This window comes from Myxococcus sp. AB025B, from assembly GCF_006518215.1.
Classification (GTDB): domain Bacteria; phylum Myxococcota; class Myxococcia; order Myxococcales; family Myxococcaceae; genus Myxococcus; species Myxococcus fulvus.
Genome location: NZ_SRLW01000528.1, coordinates 1 through 3383 on the forward strand (window position 1 = coordinate 1; position 3383 = coordinate 3383).

Consider the following 3383-nt stretch of genomic DNA (forward strand, 5'->3'; position numbering starts at 1 on the left):
CTCCACGCCCGCTCGCCCCGCCGGCGCCAGCGCCATTGCGTCCCCGAGCCACTCCGACAGCGGTCGCCACGCGCGCACGTCCCGCCCCATGAGTCCCGCACGCACCCCCTCCAGCGCCGCGAGCGTGCTCGCCTGCGTCTCCCCACTCACCGCGGGGAACGGCGCCGCCTCGCCCAACCCCACCGTGCCGTCCGCGAGCGTCAGCTTCACCAACACGTTCTCGGCCGCGTGCTGCGCTCCCGTGGCGATGCCGAACGGCTCCGTCAGCGGCAGGTCCAACGGCTCGAAGTGGACGGCGGTGATGAGGGTGGGCGTCATGTCCGGGATGGCATCCTGGTCCGCTCCCTGGATAGAAGGGGACACGCGAGAGGTCGGCTCATCGTATTCAACCCGGTGCTCCAAGGTGTCAGGGAGGCGGATGTGGGTCTCACATCCTCGGCTTGTGCCTGCGAGCCTTTCATGGCGACATGCGGGGACTCCGGACGTTTCCAGGAATTGCGACCCTGCTGAAGGGTTCCGGAGATTTGGCCTCCGGGTGGCGCGGATGCCCGGAGTGAGCGGGGCATGTCGGCGAAGGACACGAGACAGACAGTCCCGGCCCTGGGCGCGGACACGCTCTTGGAGGCGCTGGAAGAGGCGGAGCGCCATGACTCGGAAGGGTGCATGGTGCTGAGCGCCGTGCGCGACGCGTCCGGCGCCATCGTCGACTTCGAGTGGCTGTGGGCAAACCCCGCCGCCTCACGTGCGCTCGGGCACGGCACCGACTCGCTGCGCGGCAAGCGATTGGGCGACATCTCGCCGGTGGCGGGCCTCGGCGGTCGGCTCGCCATCCTCAAGCAGGTGGTGGAGTCAGGACGCCCCGCCGCGGACAGCTTCCCGGAGGGTGATGCGTGGCTGCTCGGCACCGCGGTGCCGCTGCGCGACGGTGTGCTGTTGCGCCTGCGCGATGTCACCAGCGCGCTGCGGATGGAGGAGGGCCTTCGCGACACGCTGGATTGGGTGCGCGACGTGCTGGAGAGCACCCCCGAGGCGTTCTTCACCGTGGACGCCGAGTGGCGCATCACCTACGTGAACCGCCAGGCCGCTGAAATCACCGGGCGCACGCAGGAGCAGGTCTTCCGCAAGATTCTGTGGCAGGCGTGCCCGGAGCTCGTGGGCACGCTGTTCGAGCGCGAGCTGCGCCGCGTGGCCGCCGAGGGCTCGTCCACCATCTTCGAGGTGCGCACCTCGCCGGAGCGCTGGCACGAGGTGCACGCGTGGTGCTCGGGGCAGAACGTCTCCGTCTTCTCGCGCGACATCACCGGCAAGAAGCGCGCGGAGGCGGAGCGGGACGCGCTCTTGACGCGTGAGCACTCGGGGCGCCTGGAGGCCGAGGCCCTGGTGCGCGAGCGCACGCAGGAGCTGGTGGCCGCGCGCGAGCGGCTGGTGCAGTCGGAGAAGCTCGCCATGGCGGGCCAGCTCGCCGAGGGCGTGGGGCACGAAATCAACAACCCGCTCTCCTACGTCAGCGGCAACCTCCAGTTCGCGCTGGAGCAGATGGAGACGGTGCTGCAGGGCCAGGTGCAGGGCGGTCCGCTGGCCGAGGCGCTGGATGCGCTGCGCGAGGCCCGCGAGGGCGCCGAGCGCATCCGCGTCATCGTGCGTGATTTGCAGACGTTCGCCCGCGCGGACGAGCCGCACCTGTCCCCGGTGGACGTGCACGCGGCGCTGGAGTTCGGGCTGGCCATGGCGATGCCGCACCTGCGCTACCGGGCGGAGGTGGTGCGGAGATACTCGCAGGTGCCCACGGTGATGGCGCACGAGGCGCGGCTGGGGCAGGTGTTCCTGCACCTGCTCGTCAACGCCGCGCACGCGATTCCCGAGGGCGACTTCACCCGGCACCGCGTCACGCTGTCCACGTGGCTGGAGGGCCCTTGGGTGGTGGTGGAGGTGGCGGACACGGGCCACGGCATGACGCCCGAGGTGGCCGAGCGCGTCTTCGAGCCGTTCTTCACCACGCGCGCGGTGGGCGAGGGCAGCGGACTGGGCTTGTCCACCAGCCTGGGCATGGTGCGCAGCATGCGCGGCGAGCTGAGCGTGGACACCACGCCCGGCGCGGGGAGCATGTTCCGCGTGCGCCTGCCGGTGACGGCAGTGGTGGCGGACGCGGTGGCGAAGGGCGCGCCCGTGGACGTGCCGGAGCGCAAGCGGGTGCTGGTGGTGGACGACGAGCCTCAACTCGCGTCGCTCCTGCGGAGGTTGTTGGGACGGCACCACGAGGTGGTGGTGACGCACAGCGGCCGCGAGGCGCTGGCGCTGCTCGAGCGCGACGCGGACTTCGACCGCGTCTTCTGCGACTTGATGATGGCGGACCTGACGGGGATGGACCTGCACGCGGAGCTGACGGCGCGGGGGCCGGAGCTGCTGTCGCGCTTCGTCTTCATGACGGGCGGCGCCTTCACGGAGCGGGCGCGGGCGTTCCTCCAGTCGGTGCCGCTGCCGCGAATCGAGAAGCCGTTCGACCCGGGCACGCTCAGGGCGCTGGTGGAGGGCGCGCCCCCGCGCGACAGGGCCCTGGAGCCGCTGCCGCGCGTGGCGCGAAGAGGGTGACTACAGCTTCACTTCGTCGCGCTCGGGCCGGGTGATGTAGCCCGAGCCCGCGGCGACCAGCTTCTCCATCAGCTTGTCCATGCCGTTGGAGCGCGCGAAGGCCATCTCGTTCTTGGTGACGCCGACGAGCGTGAGCAGCTGCACCTTGCCGCTCTCCAGGGCGAAGTGGTCGGGGCGCGACGGGTCCCGGACGAAGACGAAGCCGCTGAGCTTGGAGTCTCCGCCGTCCAGCGTGCCCTCGACGGGGTAGCGGTGGTTGAGCGCGAACGCGCGCATGCACACGAGGTTGTAGGCCATCATGTCCAGCAGCCGGAACACGGGCCACTTGGCCTCCTCCGGCGTGTGGATGACCATCTCGTAGCCGATGCCGCTGGGGGCGTCGGGGGCGATCTCCTCACCGGGGGCGATGGTGAAGGGGTTGGACAGGCCACTGGTGACGTAGGTCCAGTAGGGGTAGTCGGGGCTGGGCTTGGCCACGCGCACGCCCATGGGGCCCCAGTTGGGGTCCGGTTCACCTTCTACCTGCGCGATTTCGCTCTCCATCCAGGCCTGGATGGCGTCCGTCTGGTCGAGCGTGAAGACGCCTTCGTCGATGGCGCCGAACATCTTGGGGTACTCGACTTCATCGCGGTCCGCCCAGCAGTCCTCGTACCACTGGATGAAGTCTTCGTCCGTCTCCGGGGCTTTCATGACGCGTCTACTCTAGAGGGTCACCCCGGTTTCTCAACTTCCCCGTGAGGGGCCGGGCGCGCGCCTGGCTGGTGGGAGACAGCGGATGGCCCTCGGGAGGGGTC

General features: G+C 70.3%; 2 protein-coding genes and 1 pseudogene. 1 reads left to right on the top strand and 2 read right to left on the bottom strand.

All coding sequences use genetic code 11. The annotated features are described in order from the left end of the window. Positions 1 to 318: pseudogene (locus FL311_RS42060) on the bottom strand (dipeptide epimerase); the annotation flags it as partial. 246 nt (positions 319 to 564) lie between these two features. Here FL311_RS42060 and FL311_RS42065 point away from each other — a divergent pair. Further along, the gene (locus FL311_RS42065) at positions 565 to 2589 is read left to right on the top strand and encodes an ATP-binding protein (protein ID WP_141333233.1); all 2025 of its coding nucleotides are present in this window, start codon (positions 565 to 567) and stop codon (positions 2587 to 2589) included. Here the strand turns inward: FL311_RS42065 and FL311_RS42070 are convergent, their stop codons facing one another. Then, positions 2590 to 3279 carry a suppressor of fused domain protein gene (locus FL311_RS42070; RefSeq protein WP_141333234.1) on the bottom strand — a complete coding sequence of 230 codons (690 nt, stop codon included), beginning with the start codon at positions 3277 to 3279 and terminating at the stop codon, positions 2590 to 2592. Positions 3280 to 3383 lie beyond the last annotated feature (104 nt).